14 protein-coding genes are annotated in these 16383 nt (G+C 66.3%); 9 read left to right on the top strand and 5 right to left on the bottom strand.

Annotated elements, in window-relative coordinates:
- Positions 1–175 precede the first annotated feature (175 nt).
- The 4 genes from D3I60_RS06960 to D3I60_RS06945 all read left to right on the top strand — a co-directional run bounded on the left by D3I60_RS06960 (position 176) and on the right by D3I60_RS06945 (position 5133).
- Positions 176–2035, top strand: a complete 1860-nt coding sequence (locus D3I60_RS06960) for an ABC-F family ATP-binding cassette domain-containing protein (RefSeq protein ID WP_262775416.1) — start codon at positions 176–178, stop codon at positions 2033–2035.
- Positions 2036–2386, top strand: a complete 351-nt coding sequence (locus D3I60_RS06955; RefSeq protein WP_262775415.1) for a TraR/DksA family transcriptional regulator — start codon at positions 2036–2038, stop codon at positions 2384–2386.
- 113 nt (positions 2387–2499) lie between these two features.
- Positions 2500–3861, top strand: a complete 1362-nt coding sequence (locus D3I60_RS06950) for an acyltransferase family protein (RefSeq protein WP_262775414.1) — start codon at positions 2500–2502, stop codon at positions 3859–3861.
- A 222-nt stretch (positions 3862–4083) separates the two neighbouring features.
- A complete protein-coding gene (locus D3I60_RS06945) occupies positions 4084–5133 on the top strand; it encodes a homocysteine S-methyltransferase family protein (protein ID WP_262775413.1) in 1050 nt (349 codons plus the stop codon).
- Between the two features lie 191 nt (positions 5134–5324).
- Here D3I60_RS06945 and D3I60_RS06940 read toward each other — a convergent pair whose 3' ends face one another.
- Together D3I60_RS06940 and gndA are read right to left on the bottom strand one after the other, a co-directional pair.
- A complete protein-coding gene (locus D3I60_RS06940; RefSeq protein ID WP_262775412.1) occupies positions 5325–6467 on the bottom strand; it encodes an alanine--glyoxylate aminotransferase family protein in 1143 nt (380 codons plus the stop codon).
- Positions 6468–6651: 184 nt separating this feature from the next.
- Positions 6652–8094: an NADP-dependent phosphogluconate dehydrogenase gene (gndA, locus tag D3I60_RS06935; protein WP_262775411.1), complete on the bottom strand. Its 1443-nt coding sequence runs from the start codon at positions 8092–8094 to the stop codon at positions 6652–6654.
- A gap of 125 nt (positions 8095–8219) precedes the next feature.
- Here gndA and D3I60_RS06930 point away from each other — a divergent pair, with 125 nt between their 5' ends.
- Both D3I60_RS06930 and D3I60_RS06925 read left to right on the top strand, forming a co-directional pair.
- On the top strand, positions 8220–8732 hold the full coding sequence (locus D3I60_RS06930; protein WP_262775410.1) for a gluconokinase: 513 nt from the start codon (positions 8220–8222) through the stop codon (positions 8730–8732).
- A gap of 50 nt (positions 8733–8782) precedes the next feature.
- A complete protein-coding gene (locus tag D3I60_RS06925) occupies positions 8783–10186 on the top strand; it encodes a GntP family permease (RefSeq protein WP_262775409.1) in 1404 nt (467 codons plus the stop codon).
- A 38-nt stretch (positions 10187–10224) separates the two neighbouring features.
- On the opposite strand, the gene D3I60_RS06920 is transcribed toward D3I60_RS06925, so the two are convergent.
- Genes D3I60_RS06920 through rsmA form a run of 3 tightly spaced genes read right to left on the bottom strand, consistent with a single transcriptional unit; the run spans position 10225 to position 12883 of the window.
- Positions 10225–10998, bottom strand: coding sequence for a FadR/GntR family transcriptional regulator (locus D3I60_RS06920; protein WP_262775408.1), 774 nt, complete (start codon positions 10996–10998; stop codon positions 10225–10227).
- Between the two features lie 2 nt (positions 10999–11000).
- Positions 11001–11948 (bottom strand): 4-(cytidine 5'-diphospho)-2-C-methyl-D-erythritol kinase, encoded by a 948-nt coding sequence (locus D3I60_RS06915; RefSeq protein WP_346659556.1) that lies wholly within the window; start codon positions 11946–11948, stop codon positions 11001–11003.
- Positions 11945–12883 carry a 16S rRNA (adenine(1518)-N(6)/adenine(1519)-N(6))-dimethyltransferase RsmA gene (rsmA, locus tag D3I60_RS06910; protein ID WP_262775407.1) on the bottom strand — a complete coding sequence of 313 codons (939 nt, stop codon included), beginning with the start codon at positions 12881–12883 and terminating at the stop codon, positions 11945–11947. The genes D3I60_RS06915 and rsmA overlap by 4 nt, the downstream gene beginning before the upstream one ends.
- Positions 12884–12998: 115 nt before the next feature.
- Between rsmA and D3I60_RS06905 the strand changes: the two genes are divergently transcribed.
- The 3 genes from D3I60_RS06905 (at position 12999) to D3I60_RS06895 (ending at position 16356) form a co-directional block, all read left to right on the top strand.
- Complete coding sequence (locus D3I60_RS06905; RefSeq protein WP_262775406.1) at positions 12999–14216, top strand: class I SAM-dependent methyltransferase; 1218 nt, start codon at positions 12999–13001, stop codon at positions 14214–14216.
- A gap of 47 nt (positions 14217–14263) precedes the next feature.
- The gene (locus D3I60_RS06900; protein WP_262775405.1) at positions 14264–15097 is read left to right on the top strand and encodes a sulfurtransferase; all 834 of its coding nucleotides are present in this window, start codon (positions 14264–14266) and stop codon (positions 15095–15097) included.
- A gap of 386 nt (positions 15098–15483) precedes the next feature.
- Positions 15484–16356, top strand: coding sequence for a C40 family peptidase (locus tag D3I60_RS06895; RefSeq protein WP_262775404.1), 873 nt, complete (start codon positions 15484–15486; stop codon positions 16354–16356).
- Positions 16357–16383 lie beyond the last annotated feature (27 nt).

Here is a 16383-nt window from a genome sequence, read left to right as displayed (position 1 = left end):
ACCGATATGAAAAAGAAATAATCCGTCATGCGGTGGCGTTATCGGTCCGAAATGCGAACAGAAAACGCCTTGTGTTTGAGACAGAAGGACACGGCAAACGATGCGGCAAGCGGCCGGCCGGACGGGCCCGTCCGGTCACTCGCGCGAACCGCGGTGAACTAGGCTAGAGACTGCTATGGCACATCTCCTCGGGGCAGAAGCCCTCCACCTCGAATACCCCACGCGCGTCGTCTTCGACTCGGTCACTCTCGGTGTCGAGTCCGGCGACATGATCGGCATCGTCGGCCGCAACGGCGACGGCAAGTCGAGCCTGCTCGGCATGCTCGCCGGCACCATCGAACCCGATTCCGGACGCGTGACGTATCGCGGCGGGCTGCGTTTGGGCATGCTCGGCCAGCGCGATGACCTCGATGACGAGGCGACCGTCGGCTTCTCCGTCGTCGGCGATGCCGCCGATCACGAATGGGCTGCCGATCCGCAGGCCCGTGACATCATCTCCGGTCTCATCGCCGATCTCGATTGGGATGCGCAGATCTCCTCGCTCTCCGGCGGTCAGCGCCGTCGAGTGGCCCTGGCGGCTCTGCTCATCGGCGATTGGGACATGCTCATCCTCGACGAGCCGACGAACCACCTCGACGTCGACGGCATCGCGTGGCTGGCGAAGCATATTCGCGGCCGGTGGCCGAAGAACGCCGGAGCCCTGCTGCTGGTCACCCACGACCGGTGGTTCCTCGACGAGGTGTGCACGAAGACCTGGGAGGTCCACGACCGCATCGTCGAGCCTTTCGAAGGCGGTTATGCCGCCTATGTCCTCCAGCGCGTCGAGCGCGACCGGATCGCCGCCGCCACCGAGGCGAAGCGGCAGAATCTCATGCGCAAGGAACTCGCATGGCTGCGACGCGGTGCTCCCGCCCGGACGTCGAAGCCGAAGTTCCGTATCGAAGCCGCCAACCAGCTCATCGCCGACGTGCCGGAGGTGCGCAATCCGATCGAGCTGAAGAAGATGGCCACGGCCCGCCTGGGCAAGGACGTCGTCGATCTGCTCGACGTGTCCAAGCACTTCGCCGAGACCACAATCCTTGAGGATGTCACGTGGCGCATCGGTCCCGGTGAGCGCACCGGGATCCTCGGCCCCAACGGTGCCGGGAAGTCGACTCTGCTCGGTCTGGTCTCGGGAGAGATCGAACCCGATGCAGGTCGGGTCAAGCGCGGCAAAACCGTACAGATCGGTGTGCTCGATCAGCAGTTCAAGGATCTGGCCCGCATCGCCGAATCCCGTGTGCGCGAGGTCCTCGCCGAATCGAAGACCTCGTTCAATATCGAAGGCAAAGACTTCACTCCGGCGCAGCTGCTCGAACGGCTCGGCTTCGCGAAGGAGCATCTGTCCGCCCGGGTCAAGGAGCTCTCCGGCGGGCAGAAGCGACGACTCCAGCTTCTGCTGCTGCTCATGGCCGAACCCAATGTCATCATCCTCGACGAGCCGACTAACGACGTCGACTCGGACATGCTCGCGGCGATGGAAGATCTCCTCGATTCCTGGCCAGGGACCCTCATCGTCGTCTCCCACGACCGGTACCTGTTGGAGCGCGTCACCGATCAGCAGTACGCGATCCTCGACAACGGACTGCGCCATGTTCCCGGCGGCGTCGAAGAGTACCTGCAGCTGCGGGCCGAACAGGAACGCCGCGGCGCTGCAGGTTCGAACAGGGCTTCCGGCGGTTCGAACGGGGCCTCAGCGGGAGCCAGCGATTCGGCCGGAAACGGCGGGGCCGCCTCGGCGAGCGATGATTCCGGATCGGCACCGAAACTGTCCGGTGCGGAAGCCCGGGCAGCGAAGAAGGAACTGTCGTCGATCGAGCGGCGGATGGACAAGCTGGGTACTCAGATCGCGAAGAAGCACGAGGAGATGGCCGCCCACGACCAGACCGATTTCGAGGGACTGGCCAAGCTCACGGCTGCGATCCGCGAGTCCCAGGACGAACTCGACGAGCTCGAGATGCGCTGGCTCGAAGCGTCTGAGGCACTGGAGGCCTGAGTGGTCGACGAACCGACGATGCGGGATCTGCTCGAGGCGGAGCGGGCGGAGACGCAGGCGCTCATCGACCGCCTGACTCAGGGAATCGATGAGGTCTCGGCCGCTCGTGAGGGCGATAACAGCGACGACGAGCACGATCCGGAAGGGGCGACGCTCGCCTTTGAACGGTCGCAGGCCGCGACCCTGCTCGAACAGTCCGAGAATCGTCTCGATGAGATCGCCGAGGCGGTTGGCCGCCTGAACGCGGGCACGTTCGGGACCTGCATCGACTGCGGCAGCCCCATCGCCGAGGCGCGGCTGGAGGCCCGACCCTACACGGCGAAATGCGTGAACTGCTCTGCCCGCGGCTAGTCGTTTCCATCCCTGTTCGCACACACGAGTGCACCGTCGCACACGACCGGGCGACCGCCTCGGCGATGGTCTGAACTTTCCCCTTATCCGACCGGGTGCGGTAGTGTATCGGCGTGTCATCACGGGACTATCGCATCGACCGCGCCAAGGGAATACTCATCTTCCTGGTGGTTCTGGGCCACCTCCTCGCCAGGACCTCCCCATGGGAGTCGCCGATCCTGGGCGCACCGATGTACTTCATCTACATGTTCCACATGCCGGCGTTCGTCTTCCTCGCCGGCATCACGGCGAAGTCGAACAGGCTGGCGGAGCGCGTTCTGACCTACCTCGTCCTCCTCGCCACGGTGCTGCCGTTCATGTGGGGGTGGATGTGGATCTTCGGGCTCAATCCCGACTACGACTTCCTCAGACCGTTCTGGTACACGTGGTTCCTGCTGTCGATGGCCTGGTGGATGATCACGGTCCCCTTCATCGAGCGCTTCCCCCGCACAATGCTCGTCGCTTCCCTCGTCGTCGGTCTCTTCGGCGGACTGCTGCCGATCCTCGACACCGAACTCTCCGCGGCACGGACGATGGCGTTCTGGCCCTTCTTCGTCGTCGGCAAGCTCTACGGCAAACAGATCATCGACTGGGCGGGCAGCCTCGCGATCTGGCAGAAGCTCTGCCTCAGTGCCGCTGCCCTCGCAGCCGTCGGATACTTCTTTCTCGACCAGGTCGACTACAACTGGCTCTACGGCAGCCTCAACTTCGCCCACTTCGATGTCAGTGTCCCCGAAGGCGTGGGACTGCGACTCATCGTCGACATCGGAGCGGTGCTGCTGACGCTGGCGATGCTGTCGTGGCTGAGCAACACGAAGGACACGATCGCAACGATCGGCAAGAACAGCCTCGCAGTCTACATCCTCCACGGATTCGTCGTCCGCGGACTGCAGCCGATCCTCGGTGACAGCCGCAATGTCCTCCACGACGCCGTCGTCCTCCTCATCTGTGTGGCCCTGGCCGTGGTCTGGACGGGCCTGCTGGCCTGGTCGCCCTTCGAACGCGCCCTGCGCTGGTGGTCCTCGACCGTCACCGGCCTGCTGCTCAAACCGTTCCCATTCCTGCGACCGGAGGACTCCGACCGTCGCGGCGAGCGTCGTCGCCGGGGCGCTACCTCCAGTCCGGGCGACACCTATCACCCCGGGGACGCCTACAGCGAGGGTGATGGCCCGGACCGGCAGGGTCTCGGCCTGCAGCCGCTGCCCGGTGTCGGCTACCAGCACTCCCTTGGCTACGAACAGCAGCCAGGTCAGCAGCAGTCCTACGCCTCCCCCGCGCCCGTTGCGGCCGAGCCGTACCCGCTGCCCGGTTCGCACGAGGTTCCGCAGAACAACGCCACCTACGAGACCACTCAGGAGGTGCCCGCCGGCGCCGCCCAGCGGGCAGTGCGCTACCGTCGCCTGCCGGTCTATCTCAGCGGCGACGAGAGCCGCTGACGATCGGGCCGCCTCGGCGGTCGCTGATCTTCACGGGGCCCCACCGGAGCCCAGCGTTGCAGGCTTTCGGTCGGGCCGCCTCGGCGATGGTCGTGTCCTTTCATGGCGATCAGCGTCGAATTATGTCGATGTGACGGACCTCGCTGCGCCGATTGATGGTGTGATACCCGGGTTCGGGCCGCTCGCCCGAGCTCGACCACATCATCGAATCGGAGAGCATCCATGACCGCGACCAACGCCCTGACCCAACGCCTCGATGCCGGCCCCGTGATCTGCGCGGAAGGCTTCCTCTTCGAGCTCGAGAAGCGCGGATATCTGTCCGCCGGCGAGTTCGTCCCCGAGGTGGCCCTCGAATTCCCCGACGCCCTGCGCTCCCTCCACATCGACTTCCAGCGGGCCGGCTCCGACATCGTCGAGGCCTTCACCTACAACGGGCACCGCGAGAAGATGCGCGTCATCGGCAAGGAGGATCTGCTCGAACCGCTCAACCGTGCCGCCCTCCAGATCGCCCGGGCCGTCGCCGACGCCAAGCCCGGGAACTTCATGGCCGGCAACATCTCGAACTCGAACATCTGGGACCCCGCCGACGAGTCCAAGCAGGCCGAGGTGCGGGCGATGTTCGCCGAAATGGTCGCCTGGGCGGTCGAGGAAGGTGCCGACCTCATCATCGGCGAGACCTTCTACTTCGCCGGTGAGGCCATCGCCGCCGCCGAGACCGCCAAGGCCAGCGGCCTGCCCGTCGTCCTCACCCTCGCGCCCATGGCCTTCCAGCAGATGGCCGACGGCGTCGGGATCGTCGAGACCGCGCAGCGCCTCGAACAGCTCGGCGTCGACGTCGTCGGCCTCAACTGCTTCCGCGGCCCCGCCACGATGCTGCCGTGGCTGAAGGAGATCCGCGCGGCCGTGTCCTGCCACGTCGGTGCCCTGCCGATTCCCTACCGCACCACGGAGACCGAGCCGACGTTCTTCAACCTCTCCGATCCCCGCGCCGAGGTGGCTTCCCCGCACGGACGCACGTTCCCCACCGCTCTTGATCCCCTGCAGACCAACCGCTACGAGATCGGTGCGTTCGCCAAGGAAGCCTACGACCTGGGCGTCAACTACATCGGCGTGTGCTGCGGAGCGACCCCGATGCACATCCGCGAGGTCGCAGAGGCAGTCGGGCTGACCACCGATGCCAGCCGGTTCTCCGAGAACATGGCCAACCACTTCATGTACGGCAGCAACGAGCGGCTCGCCGACAACGTCGTCGCCCTCGGAGACACTGCCTGAGGTCCGGGAGCATCGCTCACCATTAGGGCCAATACATACAGTCAGCGCCCTAACCCCTCGTTGCAACGGGAGGTTAGGGCGCTGACTGTATGTGGGGCGACTACCGGTTGGCAGTGACATTGTCGGTGCGTGATGCTTCCCGGCGTTCTGTGCCTGTAGGCAGTGCCGGTTACGGTGCCTGCTGAAGCCCCTCAGGCTTCGGCGGTCACACCGATCGAGTCGAGAGCGGCCTCGAGGCGCGCGATCGTGCCGTCGATGTCGCCGAGCTTGTCGAGGCCGAACAGGCCGATGCGGAAGCTCGAGAAGTCCTCGGGCTCATCGCACTGCAGCGGCACGCCGGCAGCGATCTGCACACCGACTTCCTTGAAGCTGGCACCGGTCGCGAGCTTCGGGTTGTCGGTGTGGACGACGACCACGCTCGGCGAGGCGAACTCGTCCGAAGCCACAGAGGGCAGTCCGCGTTCGGCGAAGACCGCGCGCACGCGCTGTCCGAGTTCGGCCTGCGCGGCGGCGAGCTTATCGAAGCCGCGCTCCTCGCTCTCGACCATGAGCTTGGCATTGTGCGCGAGAGCATCGGTGGGCATCGTCGCGTGGTACGGCGCACGGCCGGCTTCGTATTCGTCGGCGATGAACAGCCACTTCTTCAGATCCATCGCGAAGCTCGTCGAAGTCGAAGCTTCGACGGCGGCACGGCCGGCCTTGCTGAGCATGACGTAGCCGGCGCACGGCGATCCGCTCCAGCCTTTCTGCGGAGCGGAGATGAGCACGTCGACCCCGAGGTCGGTCATCGACGCCCACACCGCGCCCGAGGCGATGCAGTCGAGAACGAAGATTCCGCCGACCGAATGCACGGCCTCGGCAACCTGGCGGACGTAGTCATCGGGCAAGAGCATCCCCGAGGCGGTCTCGACGTGGGGAGCGAACACTACAGCGGGCTCCTCGCGCTCGATGGCGGCGACCACCTCGGCGACGGGGGCCGGCGACCACGGCGACTGGTGCTCGGCACGGTCCGGGGAGGCCTTGAGCACGGTCGTCTCCGAGGCGATGGCTCCGGCGTCGAGGATCTGCGACCAGCGGAAGGAGAACAGACCGTTGCGCACGATCAGCGCCTTCTTGCCGGTGGCGACCTGACGGGCAACGGATTCCATGGCGTAGCTGCCGCCGCCGGGGACGATGGCAACGGAATCCGCATCGTAGGCCGAGCGCAGGATCCGGTTGATCTCCTGCATCACGGACACGAACCGCTGCGACATGTGGTTGAGCGATCGGTCGGTGAAGACCACCGAGTATTCGAGCAGTCCGTCCGGGTCAACATCTTCGTGTGGCAAAGTCATGGCTCTAACATATCGACAGTCCGCCATCCGGGCCACCGGAGTCGATCAGTGAGACCGCAGCGACCCTCACCGAGGCGGCCGAACGTCAGTTTCATCCTGCACCGAGGGGGCCCCGTCGTTCCGGTCGACCATCACCGAGGCGGCCCTGTCGTTGGAGTCCCCCGTCACCGAAGCGGCCCGACGATCAGAGTTCGACTTCGCCCCGATCCCCTGACCACAGGGTATGGAAGATCCCGGGACGGTCGGTGCGTGCGTAGGTGTGCGAACCGAAGCGATCGCGCTGGGCCTGGATGAGGGCGGCACTGCCCGCCTCGGTGCGCAGTCCGTCGAAGTAAGCCAGCGTCGAGGACAGTCCAGGCACGGCGATTCCGTGACAAATGGCTTCGACCACGGTCGCCCGCAGGGATGCCTGGCATCGATCGGCGACCTCGCGGACGAAGTCGGCGGCGAGCAGGTTCTCAGGCGGAGTCGGGACGTCGAAGGCCTCGACGATGCGATCGAGCAGGCGGGCCCGGATGATGCACCCGGCCCGCCAGATTCCTGCGAGCGCCCCGAGCTCGATGTCCCAACCGTGTTCGGCCGCCCCGACCGCGATCTCGTGGAAGCCCTGGACGTAGGCCATCACCTTGCCCAGCAGCAGGGCGCTGCCGATCTCCTCGATGCGAGCCGCACGCTCGTCCGGAGACAACGACGACGATCCGGCGCCGGGACGGGGACCGGTCAAGCGGAGTCCCTGAGCGCGCAGATCGACCGCGGATGACAGCGAACGGGAGAAGACCGCCTCGGCGATGGTGGGCACCGGAACCCCGAGGTCGAGTCCGACCTGCGCCGTCCACGCACCCGTGCCCTTGGCCTTCGCGGCATCGGCGACGACGTCGACAAAGGGCCGGCCCGTCGCGTCATCGACGTGGGCGAGGACGTCAGCGGTGATCTCGATGAGGTAGGACTCGAGCTCTCCGGCGTTCCAGTCGGCGAAGACCTCGGCGATCTCGGACGGTGTCATGCCCAGGCCGTCGCGCAGGAGGGTGAAGGCCTCGCCGATGAGCTGCATATCGGCGTATTCGATGCCGTTGTGGACCATCTTGACGTAATGCCCGGCCCCGTCGGTGCCGATGTGATCGACGCAGGCCTCGTCTCCCGCCTTCGCAGCGATGGGTTCGAACAGGGGACGCAGGCGCTGCCATGCGGTCTCCGATCCGCCGACCATGAGGGAGGGTCCGAGCAGGGCGCCGACCTCTCCCCCGGAGATGCCGACCCCGGCGAACTCGATACCGGTGCCCTCGAGTCGGGTCCCGCGGGCGATCGTGTCCCGGAAGTGGGAATTGCCGCCGTCGACGATGATGTCTCCGGGGGCGAACGCCTCGGCGAGATCGCCGATCGCCGCATCCGTGGCGCCTCCGGCATTGACCATGAGGATCGCCACTCGCGGTTGGTTGAGCTTCCCGGCCAGGTCGGTCGGGTCGGCGGCGACGAGGAAGTCCGCCTCGGGGAAGTCCTGCGCCAAACGTTCGGCGCGTTCGACGTCGCGGTCGTAGACGGCCACCCGGCGGCCCGACTCACGGGCGAGGTTGCGGGCGAGATTCGACCCCATCACACCGGTTCCGATCACCGCGACATCGGCCTTCATGAGCACTCCTCTTCCCTGCGATCTGCAGTGTTGACAGTCGCTTCCCACCAGCACTACGGTGCAATAAATCTGTTTTAATAATTAATTATAGATATTTCTTCATATTTTATCGAGAGGTTTCGGTGATGGGTCACAGCCCTTTCCTTCCGCCACTCGTCATCATGGGTGTCTCGGGAACCGGCAAAACCGTCCTCGGCGCGCGGGTGGCACACGCCCTTGACCGTCGATTCGTCGACGCCGACGATCTGCACTCCGCGGCGAACAAAGCAAAGATGAGTTCCGGGGTGCCGCTCACGGATGAGGATCGGGCACCCTGGCTCAACAGCGTCGCCGTCGAAGCCGCCCGCACCCCGGCCCCAGTCATCGCGTGCTCCGCGCTCAAGCGCACCTACCGTGACCTGCTGCGCAGGTCGGCACCCTCACTCGTCTTCATCCACCTCGACGGTCCTCGCGAGGTCATCGCCGAACATCTGGCCCACCGCGACCACGAGTTCATGTCTCCCGATCTGCTCGATTCGCAGCTGGCCACCCTCGAACCGCTCGCTGCCGAGGAAGCTCACGCCACCGTCGACGTCGGCCAGTCGATTCCCGAGGTCCTGAATGCGATCCTCGAATCCGTGAAGCGGCTGAACGCATGATCGTCCCGTCCGCCGTCCGTCCATCCATCTGACCTCAAGGAAGAGGAACAATGACCGAACTCGACTTGGCCTGGACCCTGCCGACTCCGGCCCTGCTGGGAATCGCAGCCGCAGCGATCGCCGTGCTGCTCCTGCTCATCATCAAGGCACGCGTCCACGCCTTCATCGCCCTCGTCATCGTCTCAGTGATCACAGCACTGGCCGCCGGCATCATGCCCGGCGACCTCATCGACGTCCTCTACGACAGCTTCGGATCCACCCTGGCCAGTGTGGCCCTGCTCGTCGGACTCGGTGCGATGCTCGGGCGGATGCTCGAACTCTCCGGCGGAGCCGAGGTGCTCACCGACGCCCTCATCCGCCTCTTCGGTGAGAAACGCGCACCCTTCGCGCTCGGCGTGACCTCGCTGCTCTTCGGCTTCCCGATCTTCTTCGACGCAGGCCTCGTCGTCATGCTGCCGATCATCTTCACGATCGCTCGCCGCCTCGGCGGGTCTCTGCTGCTCTACGCGATGCCCGCGGCCATGGCATTCTCCGCCATGCACATCTTCGTACCCCCGCACCCCGGCCCGGTCGCAGCCTCCGGACTGCTCGGCGCGAACGTCGGCCTCGTCCTCATCTGCGGAATCATCATCGCCATCCCCTCCTGGTACCTCACCGGGTATCTGTTCGGGCTCATCATCGGCAAACGCATCGACGTCCCGGTCCCGACGGTCCTTTCGGCCGGGAAGGACGACAACTTCAAAGATTTCGCCTCGCGCCCGAAGCTCGGCCACGTCATCTTCCTCCTCGTCCTGCCTCTCGTGCTCATCTTCCTCAACACCGGGCTGAACTTCGCCGGTGAAGCAGGGTGGGTCGATATCGAATCGGTGGGCATCAGCTCCCTGCGACTGCTCGGAGAGACCCCGATCGCCCTGCTCATCACCGTCGTCATCGCCATGTGGCTGCTCGGCTGGAAGCAGAAGAAGGACCAGTCGCTCATCGAGACCGTCGTCGACTCCGCGCTCGGCCCGGTGTGCTCGATCATCCTCATCACCGGTGCCGGCGGCATGTTCGGCGGAGTGCTGCGTGCCAGCGGCATCGGCGATTCCCTGGCCGATTCGCTGGCTGCCCTCGGCCTGCCCGTCATCATCGCCGGCTTCGTCATCGCCGCGATCGTGCGCATCGCACAGGGTTCGGCCACTGTGGCGCTGACGACCGCGGCGGCGCTCGTCCAGCCGATCGTCGTCGGCAATCCGGACTTCTCGAGCCTGCAGGTCGTGGCGATCGTGATATCGCTGGCCGCCGGTTCGGTCTTCGCCAGCCACGTCAACGACTCCGGCTTCTGGCTGGTGTCCCGCTTCTTCGGCATGGATACGAAGACGACGCTGAAGACCTGGACCGTCGCCGAGACGCTGCTCGGCACCGTCGGATTCCTGCTCAGCCTCGCCCTCTACGGAGTCGTCAGCCTGTTCTGAAGCCAGTGCTCAGCCGCCCGGGCGCCTCGGCACATCCGTCAATTGTTGGGGTGCCGGGGTTCGTCGGCCCAGACGCTGCCCATCTCCGCATCGGCCTTGGCCACGATCTTCGCCATCGCGTCCTTCGCCCGGGCCGGGTCCTGCCCGCCGATGGCATCGGCGACGTCGAAGTGCCATTGCAGGGCATCCGGGTGCGGGAACTTCGGCATCAGTCCCGCACCGGTGCGGCCGGCGAGGATCTCGCCGATGACGGTGTCGAAGGCGGCGAACAGCTCGTTGCCTCCGGCGCCGAGCACTGCCCGGTGGAATTCCACATCGGCTTCGAGGAACGCCTCGACATCGCCCTGCCTGCCAGATGCTCGCATCCGAGCGGCCAGACCCATGATCTCCTCGGCGGCTTCTGCAGGGGCATACTGGGCGGCCAGTCCGGCCGCTTCGGGCTCGATGGCCACTCGGAGCTCCGTCAGCGACCGCAGCTGCCGCGCAGGCGCCTCGGTCATCCTCCAGCGGATGACGAGCGGATCGAGCAGCATCCATTCGCTCATCGCGAGCACGACGAGGCCGACCCGACGGATCGGCTGCAGCATGCCCAATGATTCGAGGACTCGGACGACTTCGCGCACCACCGACAGCGACACGTCGTAGCGGGCACGCAGATCTTCGGCCTTGATGATCGTCCCGGCGGCCAGCCGCCCGGCGACGATGTCCTGCCCGACCTGGTCGCGCAGCGTTTCATGGAGATTGCCGCGATTCTCCGGGCTCGATTTCGGACTGTCGGCCGCCTCGGCGGGGGTGCAGTTCTCCTCCCCCACGGTCAGCTGCCGTCCACGATATGCGCTCCCGGCGCGGGCCCGGTGGTGCGCAGTGCTTCGTTGACGCCGCGCGTGGCCTGCAGGAGCACAGCGAGGTCGAGGGCGTGGTGGGCGTCGCGGGCGAGGAAGCCGATCGTCGGCCCTGACCCGCTGAGCAGGGGCAGGACGGCACCGGCGTCCCGGCCGGCCTCCATCACCTCGGCGATTTCGGGCATGAAGGATACAGCCGACTTGGTGAGGTCGTTCGCCGCGAATTCCGCCAGCGTGTCGGGTTCGCCGGAGGCGAGCGCCGTGAGCACCTGATCGGGGACGGTCGCGGGTGCCGGGTCGGGGTTGAGTTCGTCGAAGCGAGCGTAGACGTCCGGTGTGGGCAGGGGCGACGCGGAGGTGGCCATCACCCAGTGGAAGGTTCCACGGGTGAGCACGGGGCTCAGCTTCTCCCCGCGTCCGTGGCCGATGGCCGTGCCCCCGCGCAGGAGGAACGCGACGTCGGCCCCGACGGCGACCGCGCATTCGTGGAGGATCGCCTCATCGACTCCGCCGACGAGGTGAGCGGATCCGACGAGGGCGGCGGCCGCATCGGCCGATCCCCCGCCCATTCCACCGGCCACGGGCACCTGCTTGTCGATGACGATGTCGAGGTTGCGCAGCACGTCGACATCCCGGTCGCCCTCGAGCGCGGCGATGAGGAGGTCGACGGCGCGTCTGGCGAAGTTCGAGTCATCACGTGGGACCGCGGCATCCGCGTAGCGGCCCTGGACGATGATCGTTCGTGTTCCGCCCGGAATGAGAGTGAGAGTCTCGCCGAGGTTGAGCGCTTGGAATACGGTCGCGAGTTCGTGATATCCGTTGTTCGCCGCACCCACACCGAGGTGGATGTTGATCTTCCCGGGCGCCTGCACTTTCACCGGGGCCGGAATCGTCATGCGCGGATGCAGCGGGACGGTCACGGTGAGGGTTCCTCGGCAGGCGGGGCTGGCGCGGCGGCGTCACTGTTTCCGTCTCCGGCGACGGCGGCGAGTCGTTGGAAGTCGGCGACGGTCAGGGCCTCGCCGCGGGTCTTCGGGTCGATTCCGGCAGCTGTCAGCAGGTCTTCGGACTGCTGGGGGCTGCCGGCCCACCCGGACAGGGCTGCGCGCAGGGTCTTGCGGCGCTGGGCGAAGGCGGCGTCGATTAGAGTGAAGAGGCGGCTGCGCACGGCCGGGTCGCGGTCGATGCGGGTGACGTCGATGCGGACGAGTCCGGAGTCGATGTTCGGGGCCGGCCAGAACACGTTCTTGCCGATCTTGCCTGCCAGCTCCACATCCCCGTACCACTGGGCTTTGACGCTGGGGACGCCGTAGGTGCGGGAGCCGGGTGCGGCGGCGAGCCGTTCGGCGACTTCGAGCTGGACCATAACGAGGACGGTTGTCAGGCTCGGAAAGGTCTCCAGGAAGTGCAGAAGCACGGGCACGGCGACGTTGTAGGGCAGGTTCGCCACGAGAGCGTCGGGTTGGTTCTCACCGGCATCGGGCCGATCGTCCGCGAGTTCGGTAGTGTGCTGCGGCGCGGGCAGCGTCGTGACGCGCAGGGCGTCGGCGTTGACCAGCTGGAACGGGGCATCACTGCCGGCGAACCTGTCGACGGTGCTCGGCAGCTTCTGCCCGAGCAGTTCGTCGATCTCGACCGCGGTGACCCTGTGACCGGCTTCGAGCAGGCCGAGGGTGAGCGAACCGAGTCCCGGACCGATCTCGACAACGTTCGAGTTCTCTTCGAGACCGGCGGCGGTGACGATCGAACGCACGGTATTGGGGTCGATGACGAAGTTCTGGCCCTTCTGCTTCGTCGGGCGCAGACCGATGTCGGCGGCTAATTCGCGGATATCGCGGGCGGTCAATAACGTCACAGCCAACAACTTACCGCACCACCCAGCCGTCACAATCACCTCGGCGGCCCGGCGGTTCGGGTGGGCCGCCTCGGCGAGGAGAATGCCTCACCGCGCAGACGATAGGGTGAAGCCTATGGATCCGCAGACACTGACCGAACTGCTCGACGTCGCCGTCCTCGACCGACTCGACCGCATCGACGACCTCAAAGGCGACGAGCTCGCACGGTCAACCGCACTGCGCAAAGAGGGCTTCTCCGCCGAGGTGACTGCGGCCCTGCTCACTCAGGCCCGGCTGCGGCAGGAGGCGGCAGCGAAGCTCGGACCCTTCGCAGAGGACATGCTCTTCACACGCGACGGACTGGCCCAGGCCACGCGGCTGCCGGTCGCCGCTCATCACGCGCGTCGCCTCATCGGCGACGTGGCCGGGGGTGAGTCCTTCCGCATCGCCGATCTCGGATGCGGGATCGGCGCGGACTCGGTCGCCTTCGCCGGAATGGGCGCGCAGGTCTCGGCTGTCGACGCCGACGAGGTCACCGCTGCCATCGCCGCCTTCAACCTCCGCCACCTGCCCGATGCCGCCGTCGAACATACTCGCGCCGAGGATGTCGACCTGGATGGATTCGATGCCCTCTGGTTCGATCCGGCCCGACGAACCATCGGCAAGGCCGACAAACGCGGGTCGACTTCCCGCATCACCGACCCCGAGGCCTTCTCCCCTTCTCTGTCATGGGTGATCGAGAAGGCGAGCGCAGCGAAGGCAGCCGGAGTGAAGCTCGGCCCGGCACTCGACCACGACCTCGTCCCCGAGGATGCCGAAGCCCAGTGGATCTCCCATAACGGAGAGGTCGTCGAGGTCTGCCTCTATTTCGGTGCAGCCAGGCAGCGCCCCGGCCGCGGAGCCCTCGTCATGGGCGAACGCACCCTCCTCGTCCACGAGGACAACCTGCCCGACGAGGACGAGTCGGGCATCGGGGAGCTCGGGAAGTATCTGCTCGAACCCGACGGGGCAATCGTGCGCGCCGGACTCGTCGCGGCTTTGTGCGCACCGCTGCAGGCGCGCCGACTGCACCCGAAGATCGCGTATATGACCACCGATGTCGAACCGAGCGGGCCCGCCTCCGCAGGCGTCACCTCCTACGAGGTCGTCGACGTACTGCCCGCGAAGGTCCCGAGTCTGCGCAAGGAGCTCGTCTCCCGCGGAATCGGCTCGGTCGTGATCAAGAAACGCGGCGCCGACATCGTCCCCGACCAGGTCCGACGCCAGCTCAAACTACCCAAGGGCGACAAAGCCACGCTCGTATTCACCCGGCTCGGCGACAAGCACGTCGTGCTGCTCACCCAACCGATGTGACCCCTTCAACCTGCCCGTGAAGAAATCTGCCCGTGAAGGAGATCGAATTGACCCGCTCCGACGTTCTCATCAGCGCCGATGAACTGCTCACCCGAATAGCCGACTCCCCAGCACCGAGGCTGCTCGACGTCCGTTGGACCCTGCCGAAGCCCGATGGCCGCGACGACTTCGCCGCCGGACACATCCCCGGTGCTGTCTATGTCGACCTCGACACGGAGCTCGCCGACCACGGCACCACCGATCCGACGGCCGGTCGCCACCCGCTGCCGAGCCCCGAAGCCTTCCAGGAGACGGTGCGCTCCTGGGGCATCGACGAAGGCACCGAGGTAGTGGTCTATGACGACAACTCCTCCCTCGGAGCGGCCCGAGCCTGGTGGCTGCTGTGCTGGGCCGGACTGAGCGCACGGGTCCTCGACGGCGGACTCGCAGCGTTCCGTGACGCCGGCGGGACGCTCGAGACCGGCGACTCCCCCGAGGTCACACCGAGTGCCGTGGAGATCAGTCCGGGTCGACTGCCCGTCATCGACGCCGAGGCGACAGCCGGTTTCGATGGAGTCCTGCTCGATGCCCGCGCCGGTGAGCGCTTCCGCGGAGAGACCGAACCGCTCGATCCGCAGGCCGGTCACATTCCCGGGGCGAAGAGCGCCCCGGCCACAGACAACGTTCCCGCGGGGACGTTCCTGCCCGAGGCGCTGCTGCGCGAACGCTTCGATGAACTGGGTGCCCTCGATGGTCCCGTCGGCGTGTACTGCGGTTCGGGAGTCACCGCCTGCCACAACGCTCTGGCACTAGCGACCCTCGGCGTCGAGGCCAGCCTCTACCCCGCGAGCTGGTCCGGTTGGTCATCCGACCCCGACCGACCGGTCGAGACCGGCTCCTGACGCTCAGTCACAACCGGCGCCTGAAGCTCAGTCACCACCGCACGTGCGCACCACCGCATCCGTGCGCGATTCAACGCCGACGGCATTCTTTGGTCGATCCACGGTTGTTTGGGCGCGGCGGAAACCGCCGCGGATCGACCCAAGAATCACGTCTTGCGAATGTCACGAAACGTTATTCAAGGCTGAGACTGAGCGCTGAATCACAGTCACAATCGGACGGAACCGCAGCCCACCACCAGCTGTTCTCGCCGACTTCAGCACTCTGACCAGCAATTATGGTCTCGAATCTGCCTGAGAATCCTTTTGTAACAAAAACGTGACAGAAGGTCACGAATTCGTTACAGTGGAGGACATCGTCACACTCAGACAGGCAACGAGAGGAAATCGTGGCATCTAAGCAGCACGGCCGCCGCGCCGCGAACGCCAAGGCCAAGACACCACTGACCGAGCTGAGCGACCTGCTCGCAGCGAACTCCGGCGCATTCGGCCGCCGTGCTGCAGTCGTCGCCGCCAGCGGCGGACTGCTCACCGCAGCAGTCCTCCCCGCCGCCGGGCAGGGAGCCGACGACGAGGCGAAGGTCGCAGCCGAGTCCGAGAAGCAGGCACCGGTCGAGTTCAAGAACCAGAAGCCGACCATCGATGCCGGCGGCGCGTCGAAGAAGGGTGATCAGGAGGCTGAAGTCACCGTCGACACGGACGTCGTCACCGCCGAAGCCGCCCCCAAGCCGAAGCCCAAACCGAAGCCCGAGCCGAAGGAGGAGCCGGAGACGACCGTCGCCGAGCCGGCTCCCGCTGAGGAGCCGGAAGAGGAGCCGAGCGAGTCCTCGGACGATGGCTCCGACAGCCCAGACGCGGGCTCGAAGGATGAGAGCCCGAAGAAGGATACCGGCGGCTCCGACGACTCGGGCCCGATCGATGGGTCCAAGGCCGAGCAGGTCCTCGGCTGGGCAGAGAAGGGCGTCGGTACCCCGTACGTCTTCGGCGGAACGTCGCAGAGCGGCTGGGACTGCTCCGGCTACACCTCCTGGGTCTACAGCCACGTCGGCGTCGATCTGCCACGTCAGTCGGGAGCTCAGAAGGAATCCGGAACGGTCGTGTCCGAGTCAGAGGCGAAGCCCGGCGACCTCATCTGGCACCCGGGACACGTCGGCATCTACGCCGGCGACGGACAGATGTACGATGCCGGTTCGCCCGGATCCGGTACATCGAAGCGCAGCTACAGCTGGATGGGCGACGTCACGTTCATCCGCGTGCTCTGAGCCCCACCCGGAACCGAACACACAGAG

The sequence above is a fragment of the Brevibacterium permense genome, from assembly GCF_025506275.1.
In the GTDB taxonomy this organism is placed as follows: Bacteria; Actinomycetota; Actinomycetes; order Actinomycetales; family Brevibacteriaceae; genus Brevibacterium; species Brevibacterium permense_A.
Note: the sequence above shows the minus strand (reverse complement) of the source record. Positions and strands in the feature narration are given on the sequence as shown.